Origin of the sequence: Cryobacterium sp. 10S3 (genome assembly GCF_034344045.1) — a bacterium.
Classification (GTDB): Bacteria; Actinomycetota; Actinomycetes; order Actinomycetales; family Microbacteriaceae; genus Cryobacterium; species Cryobacterium glucosi.
Genome location: NZ_CP133773.1, coordinates 1,391,874 through 1,418,278, shown reverse-complemented (window position 1 = coordinate 1,418,278; position 26,405 = coordinate 1,391,874). Strand labels below are relative to the sequence as shown.

At 70.0% G+C, this 26,405-nt stretch carries 22 protein-coding genes; 3 read left to right on the top strand and 19 right to left on the bottom strand.

Going from position 1 to position 26,405, the window contains the following annotated elements:
- Window positions 1-19: 19 nt before the first annotated feature.
- The 11 genes from RHM57_RS06570 to RHM57_RS06520 form a co-directional block, all read right to left on the bottom strand.
- The gene (locus tag RHM57_RS06570) at window positions 20-865 is read right to left on the bottom strand and encodes a DUF4097 family beta strand repeat-containing protein (RefSeq protein ID WP_134446065.1); all 846 of its coding nucleotides are present in this window, start codon (window positions 863-865) and stop codon (window positions 20-22) included.
- 91 nt (window positions 866-956) lie between these two features.
- Entirely contained in the window at window positions 957-1,445 is a 489-nt protein-coding gene (locus tag RHM57_RS06565) for a toxin-antitoxin system HicB family antitoxin (RefSeq protein WP_134446066.1), read from the bottom strand.
- An 82-nt stretch (window positions 1,446-1,527) separates the two neighbouring features.
- Window positions 1,528-2,565 (bottom strand): DNA polymerase III subunit delta, encoded by a 1,038-nt coding sequence (holA, locus tag RHM57_RS06560; protein ID WP_322189667.1) that lies wholly within the window; start codon window positions 2,563-2,565, stop codon window positions 1,528-1,530.
- Between the two features lie 93 nt (window positions 2,566-2,658).
- Window positions 2,659-5,241 carry a ComEC/Rec2 family competence protein gene (locus tag RHM57_RS06555; protein ID WP_322135919.1) on the bottom strand — a complete coding sequence of 861 codons (2,583 nt, stop codon included), beginning with the start codon at window positions 5,239-5,241 and terminating at the stop codon, window positions 2,659-2,661.
- Window positions 5,242-5,282: 41 nt separating this feature from the next.
- Entirely contained in the window at window positions 5,283-6,173 is an 891-nt protein-coding gene (locus tag RHM57_RS06550) for a helix-hairpin-helix domain-containing protein (protein WP_322189666.1), read from the bottom strand.
- 163 nt (window positions 6,174-6,336) lie between these two features.
- Complete coding sequence (gene leuS / locus RHM57_RS06545; protein ID WP_134446069.1) at window positions 6,337-8,931, bottom strand: leucine--tRNA ligase; 2,595 nt, start codon at window positions 8,929-8,931, stop codon at window positions 6,337-6,339.
- A 59-nt stretch (window positions 8,932-8,990) separates the two neighbouring features.
- Window positions 8,991-10,499 (bottom strand): anthranilate synthase component I family protein, encoded by a 1,509-nt coding sequence (locus RHM57_RS06540; protein ID WP_322135921.1) that lies wholly within the window; start codon window positions 10,497-10,499, stop codon window positions 8,991-8,993.
- Between the two features lie 87 nt (window positions 10,500-10,586).
- Entirely contained in the window at window positions 10,587-12,269 is a 1,683-nt protein-coding gene (gene cydC, locus RHM57_RS06535; protein ID WP_322140790.1) for a thiol reductant ABC exporter subunit CydC, read from the bottom strand.
- Window positions 12,262-13,986: a thiol reductant ABC exporter subunit CydD gene (gene cydD / locus RHM57_RS06530; protein ID WP_322140789.1), complete on the bottom strand. Its 1,725-nt coding sequence runs from the start codon at window positions 13,984-13,986 to the stop codon at window positions 12,262-12,264. The genes cydC and cydD overlap by 8 nt, the downstream gene beginning before the upstream one ends.
- 94 nt (window positions 13,987-14,080) lie before the next feature.
- Entirely contained in the window at window positions 14,081-15,085 is a 1,005-nt protein-coding gene (gene cydB, locus RHM57_RS06525) for a cytochrome d ubiquinol oxidase subunit II (RefSeq protein WP_322135926.1), read from the bottom strand.
- 9 nt (window positions 15,086-15,094) lie between these two features.
- Window positions 15,095-16,507, bottom strand: coding sequence for a cytochrome ubiquinol oxidase subunit I (locus RHM57_RS06520; RefSeq protein WP_134446074.1), 1,413 nt, complete (start codon window positions 16,505-16,507; stop codon window positions 15,095-15,097).
- A 97-nt stretch (window positions 16,508-16,604) separates the two neighbouring features.
- Between RHM57_RS06520 and RHM57_RS06515 the strand changes: the two genes are divergently transcribed.
- Window positions 16,605-16,991: a BlaI/MecI/CopY family transcriptional regulator gene (locus tag RHM57_RS06515; protein WP_134446075.1), complete on the top strand. Its 387-nt coding sequence runs from the start codon at window positions 16,605-16,607 to the stop codon at window positions 16,989-16,991.
- A 10-nt stretch (window positions 16,992-17,001) separates the two neighbouring features.
- Entirely contained in the window at window positions 17,002-17,961 is a 960-nt protein-coding gene (locus tag RHM57_RS06510; RefSeq protein ID WP_241987356.1) for a M56 family metallopeptidase, read from the top strand.
- An 83-nt stretch (window positions 17,962-18,044) separates the two neighbouring features.
- Here RHM57_RS06510 and RHM57_RS06505 read toward each other — a convergent pair whose 3' ends face one another.
- From RHM57_RS06505 to RHM57_RS06485, 5 genes are all read right to left on the bottom strand, one after another.
- Window positions 18,045-18,971: an ABC transporter substrate-binding protein gene (locus RHM57_RS06505; RefSeq protein ID WP_322135929.1), complete on the bottom strand. Its 927-nt coding sequence runs from the start codon at window positions 18,969-18,971 to the stop codon at window positions 18,045-18,047.
- Between the two features lie 2 nt (window positions 18,972-18,973).
- Window positions 18,974-19,711 carry an ABC transporter permease gene (locus RHM57_RS06500; RefSeq protein ID WP_322189665.1) on the bottom strand — a complete coding sequence of 246 codons (738 nt, stop codon included), beginning with the start codon at window positions 19,709-19,711 and terminating at the stop codon, window positions 18,974-18,976.
- A complete protein-coding gene (locus RHM57_RS06495; protein WP_134446078.1) occupies window positions 19,708-20,406 on the bottom strand; it encodes an ABC transporter permease in 699 nt (232 codons plus the stop codon). The genes RHM57_RS06500 and RHM57_RS06495 overlap by 4 nt, the downstream gene beginning before the upstream one ends.
- On the bottom strand, window positions 20,403-21,293 hold the full coding sequence (locus RHM57_RS06490; RefSeq protein ID WP_134446079.1) for an ABC transporter ATP-binding protein: 891 nt from the start codon (window positions 21,291-21,293) through the stop codon (window positions 20,403-20,405). Before RHM57_RS06490 ends, RHM57_RS06495 begins: the two co-directional genes overlap by 4 nt.
- A gap of 86 nt (window positions 21,294-21,379) precedes the next feature.
- Window positions 21,380-22,081 carry a TetR/AcrR family transcriptional regulator gene (locus RHM57_RS06485; protein ID WP_241975252.1) on the bottom strand — a complete coding sequence of 234 codons (702 nt, stop codon included), beginning with the start codon at window positions 22,079-22,081 and terminating at the stop codon, window positions 21,380-21,382.
- 167 nt (window positions 22,082-22,248) lie between these two features.
- Between RHM57_RS06485 and RHM57_RS06480 the strand changes: the two genes are divergently transcribed.
- Window positions 22,249-23,295, top strand: a complete 1,047-nt coding sequence (locus tag RHM57_RS06480; protein WP_166787235.1) for an App1 family protein — start codon at window positions 22,249-22,251, stop codon at window positions 23,293-23,295.
- 55 nt (window positions 23,296-23,350) lie between these two features.
- Here RHM57_RS06480 and RHM57_RS06475 read toward each other — a convergent pair whose 3' ends face one another.
- The 3 genes from RHM57_RS06475 to hisD all read right to left on the bottom strand — a co-directional run bounded on the left by RHM57_RS06475 (window position 23,351) and on the right by hisD (window position 26,349).
- Window positions 23,351-24,379, bottom strand: a complete 1,029-nt coding sequence (locus tag RHM57_RS06475) for a quinone-dependent dihydroorotate dehydrogenase (protein ID WP_322140788.1) — start codon at window positions 24,377-24,379, stop codon at window positions 23,351-23,353.
- Window positions 24,380-24,382: 3 nt separating this feature from the next.
- Window positions 24,383-24,874, bottom strand: a complete 492-nt coding sequence (gene nrdR / locus RHM57_RS06470) for a transcriptional regulator NrdR (protein WP_322140787.1) — start codon at window positions 24,872-24,874, stop codon at window positions 24,383-24,385.
- Window positions 24,875-25,044: 170 nt separating this feature from the next.
- Complete coding sequence (gene hisD / locus RHM57_RS06465) at window positions 25,045-26,349, bottom strand: histidinol dehydrogenase (RefSeq protein WP_322135932.1); 1,305 nt, start codon at window positions 26,347-26,349, stop codon at window positions 25,045-25,047.
- Between the last annotated feature and the right edge of the window lie 56 nt (window positions 26,350-26,405).

Genomic DNA, 26,405 nt, shown 5'->3' with positions numbered 1-26,405 from the left:
GGGATCTCGGACGGCACGGTCATCGGGCGCGCCGGATGCTGATGTCGCTGTGCTGGGTGCGGGCACGGACCGAGACGGTCGGCTCCGAAGCGTCGGGAGCGCGGTCGCCCGCCAGTTCGTTGCGCACCCTCCCGTCTTTCGAGGAGAGGTCGAGCCAGGCGGGCACGCCGGACCGGACGCCGATGGTGACCTGGCCGTAGCCGCTCTCGACCTGGATGGAACCGCTCGAGACCTCGTGCACGTGGATGCTGCCATATGCGGTCTTCGCCGTGACGGAGGCGAGCGCCTGTGTCACGTCGAGGTCGCCGTAGGAGAGTTTCGCGTCGAGATCGCCACAGGCCTCCCCGACCATGATGCTGCCGTGGGACGCCTTGAGGATCGCGTCACCGGCAATGGTGCCGACCCGGATCTGGCCGTGGTCGGCCGTGACCTCGATTCCACCCCCGACGGTCGCAACGGTCGCGTTGCCGTGCGCCGCGCGCAGCCACAGGTCGCCGGTGGCGTCGAGGTCGACGGGTCCGGTTGAGGACTTGATGCGGGTGTTGCCCAGGCGCCCGACGGTCCGCACGCCGCCGACACTGATCTCTGCGGTCAGCCGCGACCCCGCGGGGAGCTCGACCGTCACGTCGACGGACTCCGTCGGGCCGATGACGCTGAAGCGGGGCTTCGGACCGGTCACGGTCAGTCGCCGGCCGTCGAAGTCGACCGTCGTCTCCTCCGCGCCGCGGCGGTCGACGGCCTTTGCCGGGTTGGTCGCCGACACCGTTACGACGGTCTCCGTGCGGTCGCCGGCGAAGACGTCGATCATGCCGACCGGCAGGTTGATGGCGAGGTCGATCGGGGTGGGTGTTGGGTAGCTGGGCATGCTGGCGCCTCCCTTTCTGTGGGCTGGAGCAGTTCTTGGAACGGGTGTCCGGCCCCGACATGCGGGCCGGTGGATGCCGGGGCGGGGCCGGTCAGCGCGCCCAGCCTGCGAAGTTGTCGCCGGTGCGGAGCGTGCGCTGGGCGGAGCGTCGTTGCCTGGGCTGGACTTCCGCAGCGATCGCCCGGACGAGCCAGGTGTTGACGGACAGCCCGTCGGCCGCGGCCGCCTCATCCACCCGCGCTTTGAGGGCATCGGGCAGGCGCAGCGTCGTGCGCGAGGTGCTCGCATCGTCGAGGTCGACGGGTGTGGCCGGCCGCTCGTCGGCGTCCGACTCCGGGTTCGGCTGGGTCACCACGAACTCGATCTCGCGGCCACGGAGTCGCAGGTCGACCGAACCGGGCGCGAGCTCACGGGTGATCTCCCCGACCGCCGCCGACAGGACGTCGAGGAGCACAAGCCTGGCCGCGGCATCCAGCCCGGCGGCGAGCCGTTCGGCGACGGCTCGGGTGTCCTCCGCGCCGTTCGCCGCGGTCTCCGCCAGCTGGAGTTGCAGGTCGGTGACGTACTGTCCGAGTTCCATGTCACCATGGTGACACCATCGTGGTGTCATGTCAAGCGATTATGGTGTCACGCGGTCAGCTGGGTCGTGACGGGGCGGGAAGTCAGTCCTCGCCCCGGCGGGCGATGACGCCGATGAGGCGTTCGAGGGCGAAAACGGGATCCCGTTCGGCGCCCTTGACCGCGGCATCCGCTTCAGCGAGGGCGACGATGCAGCGTCCGAGTCCCTCGTCGGTCCAGCCGCGCAGGTCGCGCTGGGCGCGTTCGACCTGCCAGGGCGCCAGGCCGAGCTGGCCGGCGAGCTGGCCCGATCCGCCACGGGCGCCGTAGACCTTGGCCATCGTGCGGATCTTCATGGCGAACGCCGCGACGACGGGGACCGGGTCTGCACCGGAGGTGAGCGCGTGACGCAGGATGACAAGGGCGTCGCCGTACTTGCCCGCGATCGCGGCGTCGGCGACCTTGAACGCATTCGCCTCGACACGGCCGCCGTAGTACCGGTCGACCGTGGTTTCGGTGATCTCGGCCGTGGAGTCGGCGATGAGCTGCTGGCACGCCGCGGAGAGTTCGGCGAGGTCTCCGGAGAACGCAGCCACGAGGGCGCGCAGGGCACTGCCGCTCACCCGTTTGCCTGCCGTGCGGAATTCGGCCGCGGCGAAGTCGTGCCGGTCGGTGTCCTTCTTGAGTTCCGCGCAGACGATCTCGATGCCGCCGCCGAGACCGGACCGGATGGTGTCGAGGAGTTTTTTTCCGCGCACGCCACCGGCGTGGCGGAGCACGACATAGGTGTCGTCCGCGGGGTTCTCCAGGTAGTCGAGGGCTTCGGCGAGGAAGGTGTCGCTGCACTTCTCGACGTTCGTAACCCGGATCAGGCGTGGTTCGCCGAAGAGCGACGGGCTCGCCATCGTGAGCAGCTCACCTGGCGCGTAGCTGTCGGCGAGCACGTCGCTGATCTCGAGGCTCAGGTCCTCGAGCTTGAGGAAGTCCCGCAGCTGCCGGATGGCCCGTTCGGCGAGGAAGGTCTCTGTGCCGGAGACGAGCACGATCGGGGCGGGACGGACCTCGTGCCAGGCGAGTTGCGGGATCGCGACGGCCTTGCCGGTGCGGGCGGTCTTGGCGGGTGCTGCGCTGCGGACGGCCACGCGAGTCCTCTCCCCTGGGCCTGCTCACGGGCGGGCTCAGGGTTTCCAGCCTAACCGGCACCGGGGACACTGAGCCTCGACACGACACCGGTTTCAGCCGCCCTTCTCCGTCCAGACCGTGAGGGCTCCTCCCCCGGCGGCGGCCGGTGCAACGACCGAGAGCCCCTGCCGGTCGGTGCGCACGGCGAGGGTGCCGACCGAGCGGAGCATGTCGAGCAGGGAGGCCGTCGGGTGCCCGTAGCCGTTGTCGGCACCGACGGAGATGAGTCCTACGGTTGCGTGCAACTCGGCGTAGAACTGTGGGCTCTGGTCCCGGCTGCCGTGGTGGGCGACCTTGACGACGTCGACCCTGCCCGGCGCGGACACCCGGTCGAGCGCGACCTGGGCGTCCTCGCCGAGGTCGCCCAGAAACACCGAGCGGATGCCGCGCCCGTCGAATTCGATCGTGACGCTCCCCGGGTTGCCGGTCTGCATCTCCGACCCGCCGGGCACGGGCCAGAGGATGTCCCAGCGCAGGCCGCCGAGCGTGCCCGCGTCGCCCTTCGCCGCTTGCCGTACCTCGGCGCCGCCCTCGGTGAGCCGGGCGTGCAGCCGTTCGTCCTGCGCGTTCTCGGGGATGCCGACGAGTGCGGTGCCGACCCGGCCGATCACGGCCGCGATTCCGCCGATGTGGTCCATGTCGTAATGGGTCAGCACCAGCAGGTCGATCCGGTCGATCCCGAGCGAGCGCAGGCACTGCTTGAGCGGCTTCGGGTCCGGCCCGACGTCGACGAGGGCGAAGCGGTCCCGGTCGGTCCCGTGGTCCCTGACGACGACGGCATCACCCTGGCCGATATCGCACGCTGCGATCTGCCAGTCGGCGGGGAAGGTCAGGGCGCGGCCGATGCCCTTTCCGATCAGGGTGCCCGCGTATCCACCGACGACCAGCACAAGCACCACGAGCGCGACGGCCGACCAGCCGTCGAGCGTCGAGCGGGTCCGGCGGGCACCGCGTGAACCGGCGTCGCCGTCGCGGCCTCCCATTCGCTCCCCGATTCCGGCTCGTGACCCGGTCCGTGTGCCCTGCCGCAGAAGCAACACGAGCACGGCCGCGGTGAGGACCAGGGTCACGAGCACCCCCAATGGCCCGCCGAGCCAGGGCAGGCTGCTGCCCGGCAGCTCCGCCGCGGTCCGCGCGACTGCGGCGATCCACGCGGACGGGACCCACGCCGCCCAGAGAACGACGCCTGCCACGCCGGGGAGCCAGGGCAGCAGCAGGCACGCCGCAAGGCCGAGGACCGTGGCGAGCGGGGCCGCCGGCTCGGCGAGCAGGTTGGCCGGAACGCCATAGAGCGGAAAGGTGGGGCTTAGCAGCACGAGCACGGGCTGGCAGGCCAGCTGCGCTGCGAGCGGGATCGCGATCAGGGCGGCGAGCCCGGTCGGCAGCCAGCGGGCCAGGGATCGGGTCAGCGGCCCGGCAAGCACGAGAAGGCCGCCGGTGGCGAGCACGGAAAGTGCGAACCCGTAGCTGCGGGACAGCCAGGGGTCCGTCGCCAGCAGCACGATGACGGACAGCGCGAGCAGGGGCAGACCGCGACCGGGCCTGCCGATGCCCAGTCCGATGAGGAGCACCGCCGCCATCACGGCGGCGCGGAGCACGCTCGGCTCGGGGGTGACGAGCACGACGAAGCCGAGCAGGACGCCGAGCGACAGGGTGATGCGCGCACCGCGCCCGAGCCGGAGCCGGCCGAGCCTGAGCCTGGCGCCGATCAGCATGATGATCGCGATCACGACCGCGCAATTCGCCCCGGAGACCGCGGTAAGGTGGCTGAGCGAGCTGGACTTCATCGCCGCGTCGAGGTCGTCGCCGACGGCACTCGTGTCGCCGATCGCGAGCCCGGGCAGGAGCGCTCCCCCGTCACCGGGGAGGGTTGCGGCCGAGGCGGCGAAGCGGGCGCGCAATTCGTCGGCCCAGTCGAGCCACCACGGCGCTTCGGCGACGGGCACCGGTCGTCCGTCGCCGAAGACCAGCAGCGCGGCGGAGTCGCCCGGCTCCGTGGACACGAGTGTCGCGTCCAGGCTCACGGTCGCACCGATCCGCAGGCTCTCCCCCGCCGCCGCTGCGAACACGAGGACCGGAACGGACAGGCCGTCCCCGGTGTCGTGCGCGGCTGCCCTGGCCGAACCGGTCCCCGCGTCCAGTGCGACGAGGGCGCCCCTGAACCGAATGCGCCCGCTCCCTGCGCCGGCGCCGGGATCGGCATCGGCACCGGCATCGGAACCACCGAATCCCGACAGTGCCGGGGCCCTGGCCGGCACGGAACCGACCACGATCCGCGCCGCGACAGGCACATGGGCCGCCGCGATCTTCGCGACGCCGGCCGGCAGTCGGGCGGGTGCCGCGACCGCGACGAGCGAGGCCAGGAGGGCCGCGGCCGTGCAGCAGACCAGGACGGTTCCCGCGGTCACCGTCCGGTTCGCGGGCAACCGGGTCGCCAGGCGCCGGATCGCCCGGCGGATCCCCGCGCCGGCCGCGGGGCTGGACACCGAGCGCGGGTCTCCCCTGCGCGCCAGGAGGACCGCGTATCCGGTCGCAGCGAGCACGGCCCCCCACAGGGCCGCCGCGGCCGGCCCTGCGGACACCGGGGCGCCCGTGAGCCACCAGGCCGTTGCCCAGGCCGTTGCCGCGGGGATCACGAGGCGTGCGTCCGCCCTGGAACTACCTCCCGTCGGCGGTCTCACACCGTCACGAGGTCTTTCAGGGCCTCGAAGGTCTTGTCTCCGATCCCGGTCACGTTCCGGAGGTCCTCGATGGCGGCGAAGGGTCCGTTCGCGGACCGGTAGTCGACGATGCGCTGCGCCATGGCCGGGCCGATCCGTGGCAGCGCGTCCAGCTCGGACACCGTCGCCCGGTTGAGATTGATCTTCACCGCCGGAAGACCGGCCGCTCCACCTGAACCGGCCGCGCTTCCGCCGGTGCCGCCGGTGCCACCGGTGCCGCCCGCTCCACCCGGTACCGTCTCACCGATGGCGGGCAGGTAGACCTGCTCGCCGTCCGCGAGCGGCCGGGCGAGATTGGTCCCTGCCGGATCGGCCGCCGCGGTGAATCCCCCTGCAGCCGACACGGCGTCGACCACGCGGGCACCGACCGGCAATTCGAACAGGCCCGGCCGGAGGACGGCACCGAGGACGTGCACGAGGATGACGGGTGTGCGAGCGGCGTCCGGAGACGGCGAGGCCCGCCCCGTTCCGGAGCCGGCCGCTCCGGAGGCAGGACCCTTGTCTGGGGAGGCCGGCGGGGACGCCGTCGACGTTCCGCGGCCTGCGGCTCCGCCCACCGCGGAGACGAGGACCTGCCGCCCGGCCTGCGGCCCGAGCGCGGTGACGATCACCGCGATGAGGAGAGCGGCCAGCACAAGCACGACCGCCGCGCCCAGGCCGATCCGGAGCCTGGCCCGGTTCGGCCGGCGGGCGGACGGCGAGAGGGTGTCGAGCGGCGACATCCGGTCGGGAAACGGCCCAGCCGCGTCGGCGGGGTTCGGCTCCAGGTCGTGACCCCGGCCGGACCGCCCTCCCTGCCCTGTCCCGGGTTCCCCGTCCGGCCAGGACGAGGGTCGTGGAGTCTCCATCCGGGCAGGCTATGCGCGCCGCCCCGCGGGGCGCCGGCCCGGGCCGGACCGGTGGACAACCGGACCGGCCCCAGGCCTGTCGAGGGCGCGCAACGCGCATCGGCGAGGGCACTGGCACCTCGAGGATCCTCGAGGTGCCTCAGGACCTCACGACGTCAGGACCTCAGACGGGCTTGGTGACGATGCTCACGAGCTTCGGCGCCCGGACGATCACGTGGACGATCTCCCGGTCCCCGATCGAGCGAATGACCGATGCGGATGCGCGGGCGAGGCCCTCGAGGTCGTCAGCGGAGATCTTCGGCGAGACCACGAGGCGCTCGCGCACCTTGCTGTCGACCTGCACGATCGCCGTGACGGACTCCTCGACGAGGAGCCGCGGGTCGGCCTTGCGCCACTGGGCGAGCGCGACGCACGGCTCGTAGCCGAGGCGCTGCCACATGTCCTCCGCGGTGTACGGCGCGAAGAGGTTGAGCGCCATGGCGGTCGCCTCAGCGGCCTCCCGCACCGCGGCATCGGCCGGGCCTGCGCCGGTGTCGATGACCTTACGGGTCGCGTTCACGAGCTCCATCAGGCGTGCGACGACGACGTTGAACTTGAAGGACTCGATCAGGCCGGGCGCGTCGGCGAGGAAGCGGTGCGTGACCCGGCGGAGGGCGGGGTCACCGGTCTTCCACAGCACGTCGGGCGCGCTCGTGACGTCCTTGGCCATGCGCCAGGCGCGGGCGAGGAACTTGGCCGAGCCGACCGGGGAGACGTCCGCCCAGTCGATGTCGTCCTCCGGCGGGCCGGCGAAGGCCATCGTGAGGCGCACGGCGTCGACGCCGAACTGGTCGATCTCCTCGGTGAAGTAGACGAGGTTGCCCTTGCTCTTGGACATCTTGGTGCCGTCGAGGATGACCATGCCCTGGTTGAGCAGTGCGGTGAACGGCTCGGTGAACGTCACGTAACCGAGGTCGAAGAGCACCTTGGTGATGAACCGGGCGTAGAGCAGGTGCAGGATCGCGTGCTCGACGCCGCCGACGTACTGGTCGACGGGAGCCCACTTCTCGGCTTCCTTCGGGTCGAAGGCCTGGGTGTCGTCGTTCGGGTTCAGGAACCGGAGGAAGTACCAGGAGCTGTCGACGAAGGTGTCCATCGTGTCGGCGTCGCGGCGCGCAGGGGTGCCGTCGATCGGGTTGGGTACGTTGACCCAGTCCGTGGCGCCGCCGAGCGGCGAGGTCCCCTTCGGCTTGAGATCGAGGCCCTCCGTCGAGGGCAGCAGCACCGGAAGCTGGTCTTCGGGCACGGGGATCTCTGCGCCGTCCTGGCCGTGGATGATCGGGATCGGGGTGCCCCAGTAACGCTGGCGGGAGATGAGCCAGTCGCGCAGCCGGTAGTTCTTCGCGGCCCTTCCGGTGCCGTCCTGGGTGAGCTGCTCGACGATGCGCTTGATCGCGTTGTTCTTGCTGAGGCCGGTGAGGGCTCCGGAATTGATCAGGCGGCCTTCCCCGGCCAGCGCGACACCGGTTTCTGCCGGATCGAGCGGCGTGGGGTCGAGCGGCAGTTCCTCCGTGCCGTCGATCATGCCGGGCGTGATCACGGGCAGGGTACCGGTCAGGGGCGCCGTCGTGTCGACGACGACCCGGACGGGCAGGTCGAACTTCCGGGCGAAATCGAGGTCGCGCTGGTCGTGTGCGGGAACGGCCATCACGGCGCCATGTCCGTAGTCCGCGAAGACGTAGTCTGCGGCCCAGATCGGCAGGCGTTCACCGTTGACGGGGTTGATCGCGAAACGTTCGAGGAAGACGCCGGTCTTCGGCCGGTCGGTGGCCTGGCGCTCGATGTCCGTGCTCTTCTGCATCTGCACGAGATAGTCCTGGAAGCGCTTGCGCACCTCGGGAGTGGAGTCGGCGACGAGCTCGGCGGCGAGGTCGGAGTCGGGGGCCACGACCATGAAGGTCGCGCCGAAGAGGGTGTCCGGGCGGGTCGTGAAGACGCTCACGACGGCCTCCCGGCCCTCGATGGCGAAGTCGACGTCGGCGCCGATGGAGCGGCCGATCCAGTTGCGCTGCATGTTGAGGACCTTGGCCGGCCAGGTGCCCTCGAGCTGGTTGAGGTCGTCGAGCAGGCGGTCGGCGTAGTCGGTGATCTTGAAGTACCACTGGGTGAGCTTCTTCTTGATCACGATCGCGCCGCTGCGGTCGCTCGTGCCGTCCGGCAGGACCTGCTCGTTCGCGAGCACGGTCTGGTCGATCGGGTCCCAGTTGACCCAGCTGTCCTTGCGGTAGGCGAGGCCCTTCTTGTACAGCTGCAGGAACAGCCATTGGTTCCACTTGTAGTACTCGGGGTCGCTCGTGTGCAGTTCACGCGACCAGTCGAAGGAGGCGGCGTAGAGCTTCATGCTCTTCTTCTGCTGCGCGATGTTGTCATAGGTCCAGCCGCGCGGGTCGATGCCGCGCTTGATGGCCGCGTTCTCGGCGGGGAGGCCGAAGGAGTCCCAGCCGATCGGGTGCAGCACGTTGAAGCCCTGCTGGCGCCAGTACCGGGCGACGATGTCGCCGAGCGCGTAGACCTCGGCGTGGCCCATGTGCAGGTCGCCTGAGGGATACGGGAACATGTCGAGCACGTACTTGCGCGGACGGGTGTCGTCGGGGTCGCTCGTCCGGAACGGTTCGAGCTCGTCCCAGATGGGTTGCCACTTCGCCTGGATCGCGGCGAAGTCATAGACGTCCTCGTCGATCTCTACGCCGTATGGGGTGCGGTCGTGCTCGTGTGCCACGGGACTCTCATTCTGGTGATTCGGGCGTGAACGCTTCACAGTCCAAGCTTCTAGGTTACTCAACCCGCGCCGGTAACGAGGTCAGGGCCGCAACCGAGCACGGTCAGGAGCGCCGCGGCCTTGATCCGGGTCTCCTCGACCTCCTCCGCCGGGACGGACAGGGTGGTGATTCCGCCGCCGGTTCCGATCGAGGCTCCTGCGGGATCGAGGACGATGCTGCGGATCACCATGGCGAGGTCGACGGCTCCGTCGCGGCCGAAGTAGCCGAACGCACCCGAGTAGATGCCGCGCGGACCGTCCTCGAGGCCGCGCAGCAGGCTGACGGCGCTCTGCTTGGGCACCCCCGTCATCGAACCGGCCGGGAAGCAGGACCGGACGGCATCCGTGCCCGTGAGCCCCGCGGCGAGGCGCGCCTCGACCGTGCTCACGAGCTGGTGGACGTGCGCGTAGCTCTCGACGTCGAGGAGGCGGGTGACGGCGACGGTGCCGAGTTCGGCCACCCGGCCGAGGTCGTTGCGCATCAGGTCGACGATCATCAGGTTCTCGGCGCGTTCCTTGTCACTCGCGGCGAGGTCGGCGCGGAGGCCGGCATCGGAGGCGGGATCCGCGGAACGCGGCCTGGTGCCCTTGATCGGTTTGCTCGAGAGGCTGCCGTCGGTGCCGACGGTGAGGAACTGCTCCGGCGATGCGCTCAACAGGGCGGTGTCCCCGAAGCGCAGCAGGCCGCCGTGGTGGCTCGGGCTGCCGGCCCGCAGCCGGTGGTAGGCCACGACGGGGTGCGGTCGCACGTCGACGGTGATCTCGTTGGTGAGGCAGAGCTGGTAGGCGTCCCCCGCGGCGATGAAGGCCTGGCAGCGTTCGATCAGGGCCGCGTAGTCGGCTGAGCCGTGCCGCCAGCGGGCGCGGGGCGGTGATCCGGGCTGCTCGGGCGCGACGTCCACCGCAGCCACCGCGCCGGCCGACGACAGTGGATGCCGCGCCGCAGGAGAACTGTCCCGTCGCGCCCGCACGGCGCGGGCCCAGTCCTCGGCAAGGCGGGCCGGCTCCCCCGGCTGCCTGCGGGCGAGCAGGGTGACGGTGCGGCTCTCGTGGTCGAAGGCGAGCATCCGGTCGACCTCGAGCAGGGCGGCGTCGGGGTAGCGCGAGGGAGGCTGCGGCACGCCCAGGGTCTGGGCGCCGAGCTCGTACCCGAGCCAGCCGACCCAGCCGAGGTGGAAGCCGCCTGCTCCCTCACCGCCCGGCGGGCCGCCTGGCGTGGTGAGATCGGTGCTGAGAAAGTCGAAAACGGTGCCGGTGCTCGTGGCGGGCACGGTGAGCGGGTCGCCGGGAACCGTCACGGTCACGGTTCCATCCAGTACCGAGGCGGTCACGAACCGGGAGCGTTCGGTCGGCCCGGCGAGGTAGCTGAAGCCGGCCTGCGCGCCGGGGCCGGCGTCGAGCCAGATCGCGTGGGCACTGTCCCGGTAGAGCGCGTCGAAGGCATCCGCCGGGTCCCACCAGCCGTCGAGGTCCCAGCGTTCGACGTCGCCCCTGCCGGGACTGCGACGAGGACGGGCTGATGCGGACACGCCCCCAGCCTAGGGCGCTCGCCGGACCGGACCGGCAGATTCAGACGGGCGGGCCCGGGAGTGCCGGACGGGCTCGGACGGGCAGGGTCAGGCGGGAAGGGTCACCCGGGCGGTGATGAGCTCATCGGGCACCGGGGTGTGCGAGATGAGCAGGACGGCCCTGCCGTCCTCTGCCGCCGTCGCGAGGATGTCCCGAACGAGACGGTCGCCCTGCGCCTCGTCCACGTTCGCGGTGGGTTCGTCGACGACGAGCACGGGGAAGTCCGCCAGGAGCGCCCTGGCGAGGGCGATCCGCTGGGCCTGGCCGCCGGAGACGAGGGCACCGCGTTCGCCGACCCTCGCGTCCAGTCCTCCGCGCTGTGCGGTCCAGTCGCCGAGGCCGACCCGGTCGAGCACGGCGAGCAGGTCGTCGTCGCTCGCGGTTTCCCTGGCGAACAGCAGGTTCTGGCGGATGCTGTCGTCGAAGAGCCAGGGTTGTTGCTCGCACAGTCCGACGACGCGGCGCACGGCGGAGGGTGCGAGCGTGTTCGCCTCGACCCCGTCGAGCGTGTACGAACCGGTGTAGTCGAGGAAACGGACGAGCACCTGCGCGAGCGTGGTCTTGCCGGCGCCGCTCTGGCCGGCGAGGTGGACGCGTTCACCGGGGCCGAGGCGGAGGGTCACGCCGGAGACGCCGGGCTCCGTGGCGCCGGGCCAGGAAGCGCCGACCCCTCTCAGCAGCAGCACAGGCTGCGCGGACATGGCGGCGACGGCGTCCCGCCCGGAATCGGCGTCGCTCTCGATCGGGATCTCCCGCGGGACCGTGGTGGGTACGGCATCCGCAACACGTTGGGCGCTCGATCGCACCTGGCGCCAGGCGCCGAGGGCGGCCGGCACGACGGCGAAGATCTCGAAGACCGCCATCGGAACGAGCACGATCACGGCGAAATCGGGGCCGGGCAGGCTGCCGCCCGAGAGCCCGCCGAACCCGGCGAGCAGCGCTGCGACGGTCGCGGCGCCCGCGAAAAGGGAGAGCACGGCGCCCTGGATGCCGACGCCGACGGATCGGCGCAGGGTGGCCAGGCGCAGCCGGTCGTCGGCGCCGGCCAGCCCTTCGAGACGGGCGTCGAGCACTCCGAAGGCCGTGAGCACGTCGATGTTCTCGACGAGTTCGAGCACCCGGTCGGCGAGGTCCCCGCGGAGTGGAGCGAGCTCCCGCTCGGAGCCGGCGGCGACGCTCCCCGACGCGGCCGTGCCGAGCACTCCGGCGAGGACGAGACAGAGCGCCAGTCCGAGGGCCGCGAGCGGCGAGAGCAGCCAGACGCCCACGACGCTCACCACGGCGAGCATCCCGGCCGTTGCCAGCGGTTGCACGACCCGCAGCGGGAAGTCCTGCAGGTCGTCGACGTCCCGGACGAGACGCGTGAGCAGGTCACCGCGGCGGGTGTTCGCGAGTCCAGCGGGGGCGAGCGGCAGGATGCGTTCGAAGACGCCGACCCGGAGCGCTGCGAGCTGGCGGAAGGCGGCATCGTGGCTCGTGAGCCGGTCGAGGTAGCGGAACGCGGAGCGGCCGAGGGCGAAGGCGCGCACGCCGACGATCGCCATCGACAGGTAGAGGATCGGCGGCTGTTCGGCGGCGCGGGTGATCAGCCAGGCGCTCGTCGCGAGCAGGGCCACGGCGGAGAGGGCGCTCGCGACGCCGGCGGCCAGCCCGGGCAGGAAACGCCGCGTGGACGGCTGGGCGAGCCGCAGGATCGCGCGGACCCTGGCGGGGGGCAGGAACTCAGACATGGGCGTCCTCCCCGAGCGAAACGGCGGATGCCGGCACCTCGGACACCGGGACGACCTGCAGAACGAGGTCGGCCGCGGCGACGACGGCCGGTCGGTGGCTCACCACGATGACGATCGTGCCGGCGGCCGCGAGCTCGCGAAGGCCCGCGATCAACCGGCCTTCTGCGGCCTCGTCGAGGGCGGAGCTCGGTTCGTCGAGGACGAGCACCGGGCATCGGTCCGCCAGCGTGCGATAGATGGCCCTCGCCGCGGCGACGCGTTGAGCCTGGCCGCCCGAGAGACCGTCCCCGTTCACGCCGAGGGCTGTCCCTGGGTCCAGGTCGCCGCCGCCGGCGAGGTCGAGTGCGCGGGCCACGAGGGCCTGGTCGACGCCGGGGGCGCCGAGCGCGACGTTGTCTGCGATCGTCCCGGAGAGGAGTCCCGGCCGTTGGCCGGCCCAGGCGAGCCAGGGCCGAGGACCCCCGGGCACGACGGCCGTTTCGCCGAGGGTGATGGAGCCGGAATACGGCACGAAGCCCTGGAGGGTCGCGACGAGGGTCGACTTGCCCGCGCCGCTCGGCCCTGCGATGACCGCGAGCCGGCCGGGCGCGAGCGTCGCGCTGAACGCGGCGAGCGTCACGGTCGTTCCGCGTCGCACGGTGACCGCGTCGAAGCGAAGGGAGCCCGTCGGCGTCGTGACCGAAGCCGGCACCGCAGGCGCCGCGGCATCCGCTGCATCCGCTGTCTTCGCTGAATCCGCTGTCTCCATCGCCGTCCCGGCTGCCGGACCGCCCTCGATGATCAGGAAGACTTCTTCGGCCGCGGCGAGTCCGTCGGCGGCGGCGTGGAACTGAACGCCGATCTGGCGCACCGGGAGGAACGCCTCCGGCGCGAGCAGCAGCACGAAGAGTCCGACGCCGAGTCCGAGCGAGCCGTCGACGAGCCGCAGGCCGATCGACACCGCAACGAGCGCGACCGAGAGGCTCGCCCCGAGCTCGAGCACGAAGCCGCTCAGGAATGACACCCGGAGCACCTTCATGGTGCGAGCCCGGTAGTCCTCGGTGATCGTGCGCACCCGTTCGGTCTGCCGGCGTTCCCTGCCGAAGATCTTGAGGGTGCCGAGGCCGCCGACGAGGTCGAGGAAGCCGGTGCCGAGCCGCTGCAGCGACTCCCACTGCTGCTTCTGTACGGCCTGGGTGGCCTGGCCGATCAGGACCATGAACAGCGGAATGAGCGGGAGCACGATGATCACCGTGATGCCGCTCGGGAGGTCCTGCCACAGCATCACGAGCACGAGGATCGGCGTCGCGATCCCGGCGAGGAGCAGCTGCGGCAGATACCTGGCGAAGTAGTTGTCGAGGGCGTCGAGCCCCTGGGTCGCGAGGGTGGAGACGCGTGCGCCCTGCTGGCCGGCAAGCCAGTCCGGGCCACGCTCGGCGACCCCGCGCAGTACCCGGGTGCGCAGCTGGCTCTTGACGGATGCCGCGCCGCGGCTCGCCGCGACCTCGAGCAGCCAGACGAGCGCGGCGCGCAGGACCACGACCGCGGCGATCCCCCCGACGTACGGACCGAGTTCGGTCACGTCGTGGCCTCCCACCGCGAGCGTGATCACCTGGCTGAGCAACCAGGAGAAGACGACGACGACGAGCGTCTGCGCCAGACCGAGCACGGCACCGATGACCAGGAACCACCGCGCGGCAGAGGCGTAGCGGAGCAGCCGGGGGTCGAGGGGTCGCATGTACTCGTTCTGTTCGGTGGAAACTGTTCGCCGGTAACTATTCGGTGGCGGCGGTCGCGGCAACTACTGCTGGCGCAGCGGGAGCGCCCGCAGGTCAGAGCGCGGCGAGCTCGATGCTACTGCGGCTGACGCGCTTGCGCAGGACCCAGTATGTCCAGCCCTGGTAGAGGAAGATCACCGGGGCGGCGATCACCGCGGTCCACGTCATCACCTGGAGCGTGTACGGCGTCGACGACGCGTTGTCGATGGTCAGGCTGTTCGCGGCGTCGTTGCTCGCCGGCATCACGTCCGGGAACAGCGAGGCGAACAGGGTGAGCACGGCCAGGCCGATCGTCGCCGCCATGAGCGTGAATGCCCAGCCCTCTTTGCCGCGGAGGTTGAGCAGGAACGACCCGATCAGCGCGACGGCCGCGGCAACGGCGAACAGCGCGGTGAAGAGGCTGCCGAACGCGAGCACGGTCCAGAGCAGGAACGACGCTGCGACGACGATCGTCACGAGCCCTGCCTTGGTGGCGAGCTTGCGGGCACGAAGGCGGATGTCCCCTTCGGTCTTGAGGGAGACGAAGACGACGCCGTGGGTGAAGAACAGGAGCAGCGTCGTCACCCCGCCGAGGAGGGCGTACGGGTTGAGCAGGTCGAAGAAGGTGCCGGTGTAGTTGTGCCCGGCATCGAGCTGGACGCCCTGGACGACGTTGGCGAATGCGACGCCCCAGAGCAGGGCAGGGAGGGCGCTGCCGACGACGATCATGCCGTCGAACCACTTCTTCCATTCGGATTCCGGCCGCTGGTGCCGGTACTCGAAGGAGACCCCGCGCGCGATCAGCGCGAGGAGGATCACGAGCAGGGCGAGGTAGAAGCCGCTGAACATCGTGGCGTACCACTCGGGGAAGGCGGCGAACAACGAGGCGCCCGCGACGATGACCCAGGTCTCGTTGAGGTCCCAGACCGGTCCGATCGAGTTGATCAGCACCCGGCGGTCGGTGTCGTCCTTGCCGAGGAAGGGCAGGGACATGCCGACGCCGAAGTCGAAGCCGTCGAGGACGAAGTAGCCGATGAACATCACGGCGATGATCCAGAACCAGAGAATGTTGAGTTCCATCAGTTGCTCCTAGTAGACCGTGACGCGCTGGGGGGTGATGCCGGTCTCAGCGTCCGGCACCGGGGCATCCTCTGGGCCCTTCCGCACGGCACGGAGGATGAGCCGGAACTCGACGACCGCGAGGGCGCCGTAGATCAGCGTGAAGGCGATGAGGGAGATCAGGATGGTCAGGCCGGTCACGTTGGGCGAGACGCCGTCCTGGGTTTTCAGGAGCCCGAACACGAGCCAGGGCTGACGACCCATCTCGGTGAAGACCCAGCCGACGCTCATGGCGGCGAGGGAGAACGGGAAGGACCAGATGGCGACCTTCCAGACCCAGGTGGCCCGGGGGCTGCGGCCCTTGCGGGTGAGCCAGAGGCCGACCACGGCGACCAGGATGTGCGCGATGCCGAGTCCGATCATCCAGCGGAAGGCCCAGTAGGTGACCCAGATCATCGGGGTGTAGTCGCCGGGCCCGTACAGCGTCGTGTACTGGTCCTGCAGGTTGTTGATGCCTTCGACGGTGCCGTCGAGGGTGTGCGTGGAGAGGAATGAGAGCAGGTAGGGGATGCGGACGGAGAACAGTTCGCTCACGCCGTCGGGGGTACCGAGGGTGAAGAGCGAGAAGGACGCGTTGGCGCCCGTCGCCGTGTGGTACATCGCCTCGGCCGCGGCCATCTTCATCGGCTGGGCCTTGACCATCGCGAGGCTCAGGGAGTCGCCGAAGACGGTCGTCAGGGCACCGGAGATGACCATCATCCACAGGCCGAACTTGAGCGCCGGACGCATCGTGTCGACGTGCTGCTTGCGGTAGAGGTGGAACGCGGCGACCGAGATGATCAGGCCGGCGGACACCATGAAGCACGCGAAGATCGTGTGCGGGAACGAGGCGAGCGAGATCGGGTTGGTCAGCAGCGTGCCGATGTCGGTCAGCTCGGCCCGGCCACGTTCCTCATTGATCCGGAAGGCGATCGGGTTCTGCATGAAGGCGTTCGCCGCGAGGATGAAGTACGCGGACGCGATCGATCCGACCACGGTCAGCCAGATCGTCGCGAGGTGCAGTCCCTTGGGCAGCTTGTCCCAGCCGAAGATCCACAGGCCGATGAAGGTGGCCTCGAGGAAGAACGCGGTGATGCCCTCGAAGGCGAGCGGTGCGCCGAAGACGTCGCCGACGAAGCGGGAGTATGTCGACCAGTTCATGCCGAACTGGAACTCCTGCACGATGCCGGTGACAACGCCCATAGCGAAGTTGATCAGGAAGAGCTTGCCGAAGAAGTGCGTGAGCTGGAGCCACTTGGTCTTGTCGGTGCGCACCCATGCGGTCTGGAAAATCGCGACGGTCAGGGCGAGGCCGATCGTGAGCGGGACGAACAGGAAGTGGTACACGGTTGTCAGTCCGAACTGCCATCTCGATAGCAGCAGCGGGTCAAGCCACTCGTTCATGCGCCCTCCCGGCGATCGTCATTTCTACGGTACGTAGAAAATATACACTTCTACACCCCGTAGAAGAAGGCGGAACGGCATACTAAACTCCCTGACTATGGGAAGTCTCGGTGTGCTGGAGAGATTGCTGATGGATGTCCTCTGGGATTCCGGGGAATCGTTGCCGGCGAATGAATTGCGTGACCGCCTGCTCACGCCGGCCGCGAGTGCAGCGAACCGCAAGCCGCTCGCAACCACGACCGTGCTCACGGTGCTGTCGCGTCTCGAAACCAAGGGCTTCGTCGTTCGAGACCGGGGCATCCGCCCGCATCGCTACCGTGCCATGACGACCCGCGCCGAACACACTGCAGGGCTGATGCACGAGGTGCTCGGCTCCGCCCCCGACCGGCAGGATGCCCTCGCCCGGTTCATCGGCAATGTCAGTCCCCAGGAGGCGGAGACTCTCCGCCGCCTCCTCGAAACGATCCCGTTGCACCGCGAGTGAACCGGTCGTCGTGCTGACGACGGCGCTCGCCCTCGGCGTGCTCGCGGTCCTGCTGGCCTGGCCGGTTCCGGTGCTGCTCGCGCGGTCCGCCTGGCCGGCAGGCTCCCCCGGCGTCGCCCTCGTGCTCTGGCAGTCGATCGCCCTCGCGGGCGGGCTCGCGATGATCGGGGCGCTCCTCGTCTACGGGCTGATCCCGTTCGGCGCGAACCCGGTCGCCGGCATCCGCTCGCTCGCCGACCACCTCGCGACCGGCTCGGTCCCGGCAGGCACCTCCCTCGACCACGTTCTCGCCCTCTGCGGGGCGCTCCTGCTCGGCGGTCACCTCGTACTCAACCTCGCCGTGACCTTCGTGCACGCGGAGCGCCAGCAGCGCAGGCACCTCAACCTGGTCCGGCTGCTCAGCGAGCCCCTCGAGGGACGACCGGGCACCCGCGTCATCGACCACGCCTCCCCGGTCGCATACTGCCTGCCGAGCGTGACGCACTCGGCGACGGTGCTCTCGCGCGGGTTGCTCAGCCTGCTCGACCCGCCGCAGGTACGCGCCGTCGTCGCCCACGAGGAGGCCCACCTCGCCCAGCGGCACCACCTCGTGCTCGTCGCGTTCAAGTCCTGGCACAGTGCCCTGCCCTGGTTCCCGATCGCGAACCGGGCCGAGAACGCCGTCGCCCTTCTCGTCGAGATGCTCGCGGACGACCAGGCCAGGCTCGCCGTCGACGACCACACCCTCGCGACGGCGATCGCGCTCGTCGGCTCTGCGGGGCTCGGCCGGTCGCCTGAGGCCCGGTTCTCCGCCGGGGCGGCGGATGCCGCGGCGTTCGTTTCCCGCGACCGTCCCGTCGATCTCGTCACGCCCCGGGTCCGCCGGCTGCTGACCCCGCCGCCCCGCCTCACCGCGGCGGCCTCCGTCGCCGTTCTCGGCTCTGCCGCTGCCCTCCTCGTCCTGCCGGCCGTGCTCCTCGCCCAGGCCTGAGCGGACACAGACAGGACCGCCCGGCTGCGAGGCAACCGGGCGGTCCTGGAGGTCGCGGGTGACCGCGGTGAGAGAGCGACGAACTAGAAGAGCTTCGCCTGCGCGAGCCACGCGGAGGCGATCTTGTCCGCCGACTCCTTGTCGTTGACGCTCTGGGCGTTGAGGCTCACGAGGTCCGCAGCGGTCATCGCCGCGCTGATCTTGTTGAGGACGCTGGCAGCCTTCTCGTCGACCTTGCTGGAGACGATGGGCACGACGTTGTCCGGGAAGAACAGGCCGTCGGGGTCGGAGAGGGCGACGAGGTTGTTCGACTTGATGTTCGGGTCTGCCGTGTAGATGTTGGCGAGCTGGATCTTGTTGTCGACCAGCGCCTTGACGGTGAGCGGTCCGCCGTTGTCCTCAACGGGCACGAATCCGGCGATCGTGATGCCGTACTTGTCCTTGAGCGCCGTCGGCCCGTATGGCCGCGTCTCCAGTTCGGAGTTGCCGCCGACCGTGATGGGCTCGGTGACGTTCTTCAGGGAGGCGAGATCGGTGAGCTTGTAGGTGTCGACGAAGGCCTGGGTCGCTGTCCACGAGTTCTGGTCGCTCGCGTCGGACTTGTCGAGGGCGGTCAGGCCGCTCGGGAGGGCCTTGACGAGCTGGTCGTGAACGGCATCGCTCGTTCCGCCGGCCGCGGCCTTGTCGAGCGCCTGCAGCAGGCTTCCGGTGTACTCGGGGAAGACGTCGATCGACCCGGACTTCAGCTCGGGCAGGTAGACCTCGCGCTGTCCGATCCGGAACTGGCGGTCGACGGTGAATCCGTTCGACTCGAGCGCCTGGGCGTAGATCTCGGCGATGATCTCGTTCGAGTAGTAGTCCTGGGATCCGACGACGAGTGTCGTCGGTGCGCTCGACGCGTTACTTCCGGTGCCCAGTGGATTACTGGACGCACACCCTGCAAGGGCTACGACGGCCCCAACCGCGACCGCGGCGACTGCCGCGAGCCGGCCTTTTTTCGCTGTGAACATTGTCAGATTCCTTTCGTGATGGCGGGTTCCATCCCCGGGCGACGTCGGGTCGACGCCTTCCGGTCGACTGGGGGGCGTCCGACTGCGACGCCGCGGGGTACGACGAGTTTCTGGAGACCGGCGAACAGGCCCTCGAGAACGAGGGCGAGCAGGATCACCAGGATCGACCCGCCGAGCATCTGGGCGTAATCGTTGGTTTTGAGCCCCGCGAAGAGGAACCGGCCGAGCCCGAAGTCGGCGACGTATGCGGCAAGGGTGGCCGTTGCGACGACCTGCAGGGTCGCCGACCGCAGCCCGCCGATGAGCAAGGGCAGTCCGAGGGGTATCTCAACGTGGCGCACGATCTGAAGCTCCGTCATGCCGACGGCCCTCGCCGCGTCGATCGTCGCGCGGTTGACCGCCTCGAACCCGGTGTATGCGCCGGCGAGAATGGGCGGGATCGCGAGCACGGTCAGGGCAACGTATGGGGCGCCGAGCCCGATGCCGATCCAGAGGGCGACGAGGGTGAGCAGGCCGAGGGTGGGGATGGCGCGCAACCCGCCGGAGGTCGCGACGGCGATCCCCCGTCCGCGCCCGGTGTGCCCGATCAGGAATCCGACCGGGATGGCGATGACAGAGGCGAGCACGAGGGTCACCACCGTGAAGAGGAGCTGCTCGCCGAGCCGGGCCGGGATCCCGGTCGGCCCGGGATAGTGCGCCGGGTCGAGGAGCGAGGCGACCGCATCCGTGAAGTAATTCATGCGACACTCCGAACGACGGGCATGGGTCCGAGCACCGCAGCGGGTGCCGGGCGGATGCGCCGGGTCCGGCGGGTCCACGGCATCAGCACCCGGCCGAGCAGCACGACAGCCCCGTCAAGCACGAGGGCGAGCAGGACGGTCGCCACGATGCCGGTGATGATCTCGACCTGGATGCCGCGCTGGAAACCGTCGGTGAACAGGCTGCCGAGGCTCTTTGCTCCGATCACGGCGCCGACGGTCGCGAGGCTCACGGTGCTGACGGCGACGACGCGCACCCCGGCGAGGAGCACGGGGCCGGCGAGCGGGAGTTCGACGAGCCAGAACCTGCTCCACGCCGAGAAACCGACCGCGGTGGCCGACTGCCGCACGTCGGGGTCGACGGACGCGAGTCCGTCGGCGACGACACGCACCATGAGCGCGAGCCCGTAGAGGGTGAGTGCGGCGATCAGGTTCGCCGGCGAGCGGAGGCTCGTTCCGATGATCACCGGCAGGATGAACAGGAGCGGCAGGGACGGAATGGCGTAGAACAGGCCGGCGATCGACAGGATCGCCCCGCGGGTCGGCCGGTACCGGTTGGCCAGCCAGCCGAGCGGGAGCGCGAACACGAAACTCAGCAGGATCGGCGGCAGGCTCAGCACGATGTGGTCGAGGGTGCGGAGCCAGACCAGGTCGAGGTTCGACCAGAGCCACGTCACCGGGGCGGGCCTTCCGTCGGTACGATGTGCGGGACGTCTGACCGGGCCCCGCCGGACGGGCCAGCGCCGGAGCGCTGGCCGACGAGAACGCCAGCGGGTCGCCCGTCCGAGTCGACGAGCACGTCCGAGCCGTCCTGGCTCTCGACGTGCAGGGCGCGCTTTCCCCGGTCGGCACCGACGAAGCTCGCGACGAAGTCGTCGGCCGGGTTGGCGAGGATCTCGGCCGGGGTGCCGAGCTGGGCGATCCGGCCGCCCTCCCGCAGGATGGCGATCTGGTCGCCGAGCAGGAACGCCTCGTCGATGTCGTGCGTCACGAACACGACGGTCTTGCCGAGCTCGTGCTGCAGCCGGATGAGCTCCTGCTGCAGCTCCGCGCGCACGATCGGGTCGACGGCGCCGAAGGGCTCGTCCATCAGGAGGATATTGGGATCGACGGCGAGGCCGCGGGCAACGCCGACGCGCTGTTGCTGGCCGCCGGAAAGCTGGCTCGGGTACCGGTCGGCGATGGCGCGGTCGAGCCCGACGGTGTCCAGCAGGCGCAGCGCATCCGCCCGCGCCGTCCTGCGCGGCACACCACGCAGAAGGGGCACGGTCGCGACGTTGTCGACGACGGTGCGGTGCGGGAGCAGTCCCGAATTCTGCATCACGTAGCCGATGCTGCGCCGCAGCTTCACGGGTTCGAGGGACGCGACGGAGACGCCGTCGATCTCGATCGTGCCGGACGTCGGATCGACCATGCGGTTGATCATCCGCAGCAGGGTGGTCTTCCCGGAGCCGGAGGATCCGACGAGCACGGTCGTGCGGTGCGAGGGAACCGTGAGGCTGAAGTCGTCGACCGCAAGGGTGCCGTCCGGGAATTCTTTCGTCACCGATCGGAACTCAATCATGGAAGTGGCCCATTCCTCGCTTGATGTCGAATCAACACGTGCCAGCGATCTCCCACCCAATCAGGAAAGCCGCCGGATGCCAAGCTCTACTCAGCAGATTCCAAGACTGGGACTGCTGCACCGTCCTGCTCGAGTTCCTCGCCGTAGTAGCCCGCCAGGTATACCGCGATGACCCGCCTCGCCTCCGCGATGTATCGCTCGTCGCCCAGGACGTTGGACTGGAACCCTCTCGACAGGACCGCTGCGGCCATCTCGACCATGACCTCAAGCCGGAACAGCAGATCCGGCCCGTACGGGAGGCCGAACCGCTCGGAGAGAGCGATTGCGAGCTGGCCGGCCAGGAAGCCGACCTCGATCCCGTCGGCCGGGCTCGCCGAGCTGATCGGAAGCCGTTCCCTGTCGGCGAAGTGCATGATGCGGAAGCCCGGTTCGGTCCGGTACATCTCGACGAAGGCCGTGATGGCGCAGTCGATGGTCTCCCAGGCGGTCTTCGGGTCTGCAAGCTTGATTTCCCTGGCGACGCGGAGTCGATATCGCTGAATGGCCCGCTCACGCAGGGCATGCAGTACTGCGACCCGGTCCGGGTAGTAGCGGTACACGGTTCCGATCGATGCCCCCGCGCGTTCAGCCACCATCGCGGTCGTGATCCGGTCGAAGCCGACCTCGTCGACGACGACGGCAGCGGCATCGAGCAGGCCGGACAGGCGTGCCGTGCTGCGCTGCTGGATGGGTTCGATCCGGACCTGTGCGCCGGCCTCAACGATGTCCCCCTCGAAAAGGTCACTCACTGACACTTGTCCTCCTTGAAGTAGGACCCAATCCTACGGGTCTTGTCCCCCCGGCGATGCCAAACGGGTCGCGGCACGACTGGATCCTCCCGAAAGGGGCGGCACATGACAAACTAGGAGGCGTGCCGAAGCCTTCCAGAACAACGAATGCGGGCCGACCTGCGAAAATGATGCATCGCGCAGCCCGGATCGAAGACTGGATGCACGAACGTCGCGAGCGTAGCGCCCGCAAACGCGGTTATCTGCCCACGGTCATCCCGTACGCGGGATACGGAAGCACCGAATGGGTGCGGATTCTCTGCCGGGTTCTGCTGGCCAAGCCGGCTCGGACCAAGAAGGCCGTCACGCGCAGACGCTGGCGAGCCGAACGGCGCGAGGCCGGCATCCGCGGTTGGCGCAGTTTCACCGCGGTTCCCGTGCACGACGTCACCGTCACGATCGAGATCAACGGCTTCAGCCACCGCGTGAGCGCCGACCGCGGCGGCGTCGTCGACACGGTCATCCGGCTGCCGCTCACGCCGGGCTGGCAGGTCGCCCGACTCAGCACGGATGCCTCGGCACCCGTCGATGCGCCGCTCTTCATCGTCGCTCCGCTCGTCGATCGCGGCATCATCTCCGACGTCGACGACACGGTGATGGTCACGACCCTCCCCCGGCCGTTGCTCGCCGCCTGGAACACGTTCGTGCTCGACGAACACGCGAGGGTGCCCACCCCCGGCATGGCCGTACTCCTGGACCGTCTCACCGCGGCGGCGCCGGGGTCCCCGGTGATCTACCTGTCGACGGGCGCCTGGAATGTCGCGCCGACCCTGACCCGGTTCCTCTCCCGTAACCTCTACCCCGCCGGCGCGTTGCTGCTCACCGACTGGGGCCCCACCCACGACCGGTGGTTCCGCAGCGGCACCGACCACAAGCGCGCCAACCTGCGTCGCCTGGCCCTGGAGTTTCCCGGGATCCGCTGGATCCTGGTCGGGGACGATGGCCAGCACGACGAGGACATCTACAGCGAGTTCCAGCGCGAGTTCCCCGGCAGCGTCGAGGCCGTCGCCATTCGCGAGCTCTCCCCGAGCGAGGCGGTTCTCGCCGGACGACGGGCAAAGGATGCCGCCCTCGAGTCCACGGACCCCCGCTGGGTCTACGGGCCGGACGGTGCGAGCCTCGCCAGGCAACTCGTAGCGCTCGGAGTCCTCGCGCCGGGCGCACCGCTCATCTGAGCGATCGGCGGATGCCCGCGCACCTCGCACCGGCCGCTGACGTCAGGCGGGGAGGTTACGCGCGGAGCCGGTCGAGGCCGCGGTTGACCTGGCGCGCCCAGAGCGGGCCACGGTACAGGAACGCCGTGTAGCCCTGGACGAGGGTCGCCCCGGCATCGAGCCGCTCGGCGACGTCGGCGGCGGTGTCGATTCCTCCGACGGAAATCACGCAGAGGCCGGCGGGAACGCTCGCGCGGATCAGGCGCAGTACCGCGAGCGAGCGGGCCCGGAGTGGGGCCCCCGACAGGCCGCCGGCTCCGATGGCCTCGATCCTGGCGGCATCCGTCGAGAGACCCTCGCGTGAAATGGTCGTGTTGGTCGCGATGATGCCGTCGAGGCCGAGCCGCACGACGAGTTCGGCGATGCGGGTGACTTCCTCGTCGCGAAGGTCAGGGGCGATCTTGACGAGCAGGGGGGTGCTCCCGGACGCCGCCCGGACGGCGGTGAGAAGCGGGGCCAGCTGGTCGAGTTCCTGCAGGCCGCGGAGGCCGGGGGTGTTCGGCGAGCTCACGTTGACGACGAGGTAGTCGGCGAGGGGCGCGAGGGCCCTGGCGCTCACGAGATAGTCGCTCGTGGCGTCGTCCACCGCGGTCGCGCGGCTCTTGCCGATGTTGATGCCGAGCACCGGCCGTCCAGCGATCGAACCCACCCGGGCGAGGCGCACTGCTGCCGCTGCAGCGCCCTGGTTGTTGAAGCCCATCCTGTTGATCACGGCGCGGTCGGGGACCAGCCGGAACAGCCGCGGTTTCGGGTTTCCCGGCTGCGGCAGCGCCGTGATCGTGCCGACCTCGACGTGGCCGAAACCGAGGCGGCCCAGGCCGATCACGGCGAGGCCGTCCTTGTCGAAGCCTGCGGCGACGCCGAACGGGGAATCGAAGCGCAAGCCGAGGGTGTGCACGGCCTGGTCGGTTCTCGGCCGGGTGAACGCATGGACAAGCCGCCCGATGCCCCGGCTCGGAATGAGACGGATCACCGTGAAGGCGAGGTGGTGTGCGCGCTCGGGGTCGAGCCGCGCGAGCACGTGCCGGAAGAAGAAGGGGTACACCGGCTACAGTTCGGGCTCGTCGCCGAGGGCCCCGTTGCGGAGACTCTCCTCGTGTTCACTGCGGAGCTGGTCGATGGCGCTCTCGAAGTCTTCGAGGGAGTCGAACGCGCGGTACACACTCGCGAAGCGGAGGTAGGCGACCTCGTCGAGTTCACGCAGCGGCGGCAGGATCGCGAGGCCGACGTCGTTCGCGGCGACCTGGGAGGCACCCGTCTGGCGGATGGTCTCCTCGACGCGCTGGGCGAGGAGGGCGAGGTCGGAGTCCGTCACCGGCCGCCCCTGGCAGGCCTTGCGGACACCGGTGACGATCTTGTCCCTGCTGAACGGTTCGACGACGCCGCTGCGCTTGACGATGTTGAGGCTCGCGGTCTCCGTCGTGCTGAACCGGCGACCGCATTCGGGGCACTGGCGACGGCGACGGATGGAAAGTCCGTCGTCGCTCGTGCGCGAGTCGATGACTCGGGAGTCCGGGTGGCGGCAGAACGGGCAGAACATTGTGCTGCCAGCCTAGCGCCCCTTTCCGGGGGATTCGCCGTCGCCCGGGCGCGTCGCGCCACACCCTCGCCCCGACGCCCTGACCGATTCGACGGGCGCTCGGTCTGAAACACCCCGGAACGGCACTCCCCCGTGGCTTCCGGACACAATCTCCGTCGAATCGGTTCGGGTCAGGCGAAGCGGGCGGTCACGGCCGCGCCGTGCGCGGGGAGATCCTCGGCGTCCGACAGCGCCGCGATATTGGCGGCGACACCGCGGAGTGCGTCCCTGCTGTACTCGACGACCTGCTGCGGGCGGAGGAACGTGTACGCCCCGAGGCCGGACGAGAACCGGGCCTGGCCGCCGGTCGGCAACACGTGGTTGGAGCCCGCTGAGTAGTCGCCGAGGCTCACCGGTGAGTTCGGGCCGAGGAAGATGGCCCCGGCGTTCTCGATGAGCGCGAGTTCGACGTGCGGGTCCCTGGTCTGGATCTCGAGGTGCTCCGGCCCGAAGGCGTTGCTGAATGCGGCGGCGGCGGCGAGGTCGTCGACGAGCACGATCGCGGACTGGGTTCCGGAGAGCGAGGCGGTCACCCGCTCACCGTGAGGGGTTGTCACCGCGAGCACGGCGAGTCGCGCGGTGACGGCATCCGCGAGCTCGACCGAATCGGTGACGAGCACGGCGGCCGCGAGTTCGTCGTGCTCGGCCTGGCTGACCAGGTCGGCCGCGACGAGGAGCGGGTCTGCGCCGGAGTCGGCGATCACGAGGATGTCGGTGGGGCCGGCTTCCGCGTCGATGCCGGTGACGCCTCGGACGAGCCGCTTGGCGGCGGCGACGTAGACGTTGCCGGGGCCGGTGACGAGCTGGACGGGGTCGAGGCCGAGGCTCGGCACCCCGTATGCGAACGCGCCGACAGCGCCGGCGCCGCCCATGGCGTAGATCTCGGTGACGCCGAGGAGCCCGGCGACGGCGAGGATGGTCGGGTGCACGCGTCCGCCGAACGCCTGCTGCGGCGGTGAGGCGAGCGCGATCGAGCTGACCCCGGCGACCTGCGCGGGCACGACGTTCATCACGACGCTCGAAGGGTAGACGGCCTTGCCGCCCGGCACGTAGAGGCCCACGCGACGGATAGGCTGCCACCGCTGGGTGATCACGGCTCCTTCGTCGATGGTCGTGGTCACGTGCGGCGGCACCTGGGCCTCGCTCGCGAGCCTGACCCGCCGGATGGTCTCCTCGATGGCGATGCGCACTTCGGGCGAGAGCCCGGCCAGGGCGTCGGCGATGTCGCCGGCCGGGACCCGGAGCGCGTCAGGGCGCACCCGGTCGAGCCGTTCGGCCTGGTCGTAGAGCGCCGCCTCGCCGCGCGCGCGGACGTCGGAGATGAGCTCGGCGGCCACGGCGCTCGCGGCGGTCACATCGGTGACGGCGCGCGGAATCGTGGCGAGCAGTTCGGCCGGCGTCGGCCGGGTGCCTCGTAGGTCAAGTCTCTGGATCATATCTGACCAGCCTAGCCACCAACATCCATCACACGGGAATAGGGTGGCCTTCACAG

Excerpts from the sequence above, each read along its gene's own strand:
- RHM57_RS06570 (WP_134446065.1), bottom strand. The coding sequence starts at position 865 with ATGCCCAGCTACCCAACACCCACCCCGATCGACCTCGCCATCAACCTG.
- RHM57_RS06565 (WP_134446066.1), bottom strand. The coding sequence starts at position 1,445 with ATGGAACTCGGACAGTACGTCACCGACCTGCAACTCCAGCTGGCGGAG.
- RHM57_RS06550 (WP_322189666.1), bottom strand. The coding sequence starts at position 6,173 with ATGGAGACTCCACGACCCTCGTCCTGGCCGGACGGGGAACCCGGGACA.
- cydC (WP_322140790.1), bottom strand. The coding sequence starts at position 12,269 with ATGTCTGAGTTCCTGCCCCCCGCCAGGGTCCGCGCGATCCTGCGGCTC.
- cydD (WP_322140789.1), bottom strand. The coding sequence starts at position 13,986 with ATGCGACCCCTCGACCCCCGGCTGCTCCGCTACGCCTCTGCCGCGCGG.
- cydB (WP_322135926.1), bottom strand. The coding sequence starts at position 15,085 with ATGGAACTCAACATTCTCTGGTTCTGGATCATCGCCGTGATGTTCATC.
- RHM57_RS06520 (WP_134446074.1), bottom strand. The coding sequence starts at position 16,507 with ATGAACGAGTGGCTTGACCCGCTGCTGCTATCGAGATGGCAGTTCGGA.
- RHM57_RS06515 (WP_134446075.1), top strand. The coding sequence starts at position 16,605 with ATGGGAAGTCTCGGTGTGCTGGAGAGATTGCTGATGGATGTCCTCTGG.
- RHM57_RS06505 (WP_322135929.1), bottom strand. The coding sequence starts at position 18,971 with ATGTTCACAGCGAAAAAAGGCCGGCTCGCGGCAGTCGCCGCGGTCGCG.
- RHM57_RS06500 (WP_322189665.1), bottom strand. The coding sequence starts at position 19,711 with ATGAATTACTTCACGGATGCGGTCGCCTCGCTCCTCGACCCGGCGCAC.
- RHM57_RS06490 (WP_134446079.1), bottom strand. The coding sequence starts at position 21,293 with ATGATTGAGTTCCGATCGGTGACGAAAGAATTCCCGGACGGCACCCTT.
- RHM57_RS06480 (WP_166787235.1), top strand. The coding sequence starts at position 22,249 with ATGATGCATCGCGCAGCCCGGATCGAAGACTGGATGCACGAACGTCGC.
- nrdR (WP_322140787.1), bottom strand. The coding sequence starts at position 24,874 with ATGTTCTGCCCGTTCTGCCGCCACCCGGACTCCCGAGTCATCGACTCG.
- hisD (WP_322135932.1), bottom strand. The coding sequence starts at position 26,349 with ATGATCCAGAGACTTGACCTACGAGGCACCCGGCCGACGCCGGCCGAA.